The 1139-nt window shown below is 29.5% G+C and carries 1 pseudogene; it reads left to right on the plus strand.

The window, feature by feature from the left end:
- Nucleotides 1-237: 237 nt before the first annotated feature.
- Nucleotides 238-973: pseudogene (gene erm(C), locus DVJ99_RS12745) on the plus strand (23S rRNA (adenine(2058)-N(6))-methyltransferase Erm(C)).
- Nucleotides 974-1139 lie beyond the last annotated feature (166 nt).

Consider the following 1139-nt stretch of genomic DNA (forward strand, 5'->3'; position numbering starts at 1 on the left):
GTTTTGTTTAGCTTACCGAAAGCCAGACTCAGCAAAAATAAAATTTTTATTGTCTTTCGGTTTTCTAGTGTAACGGACAAAACCACTCAAAAATAAAAAGATACAAGAGAGGTCTCTCGTATCTTTTATTCAACAATCGCGCCCGATTGCAGTACAAATTTAACGGTCGTTCATCATGTTCTTATTTATCAGAGCTTGTGCTATAATTATTTTAAGTTTATAAGAAAGAGGATTATAATGAACAAAAAAAATATAAAAGACAGTCAAAACTTTATTACTTCGAAACGTAATATAGATAAAATAATGACAAATATAAGCTTAAATGAACATGATAATATCTTTGAAATTGGCTCAGGAAAAGGGCATTTTACCCTTGAATTAGTACAAAGGTGTAATTTCGTAACTGCTATTGAAATAGACCATAAATTATGCAAGACTACAGAAAATAAACTTGTTAATCACGATAATTTTCAAGTTTTAAACAAGGATATATTGCAGTTTAAATTTCCTAAAAACCAATCCTATAAAATATTTGGTAGTATACCTTACAACATAAGTACGGATATAATACGCAAAGTTGTTTTTGAAAGTATAGCTGATGAGAGTTATTTAATCGTGGAATACGGGTTTGCTAAAAGGTTATTGAATACAAAGCGCTCATTTGGCGTTACTTTTAATGGCAGAAGTTGATATTTCTATATTAAGTATGGTTCCAAGAGAATATTTTCATCCTAAACCTAAAGTGAATAGCTCGCTTATCAGATTAAATAGAAAAAAATCAAGAATATCGTACAAAGATAAACAGAAGTATAATTATTTCGTTATGAAATGGGTTAACAAAGAATACAAGAAAATATTTACAAAGAATCAATTTAACAAATCCTTAAAACATGCGGGAATTGACGATTTAAACAATATTAGCTTTGAGCAATTCTTGTCTCTTTTCAATAGCTATAAATTATTTAATAAGTAAGTTAAGGGGTGCGTAAACTGCACCCCTTAACTTGTCTTGTTTTGCTTAAACAATCTTGGCCCTTTTGTTGAATTACTCTTTAATAAAATAATTTTTCCGTTCCCAATTCCACATTGCAATAATAGAAAAGCCATCTTCATCTGCTTTTTCCTTCATCATCTGTATG

Origin of the sequence: Staphylococcus sp. EZ-P03, assembly GCF_003344575.1 — a bacterium.
GTDB classification, from domain to species: Bacteria; Bacillota; Bacilli; order Staphylococcales; family Staphylococcaceae; genus Staphylococcus; species Staphylococcus simulans_B.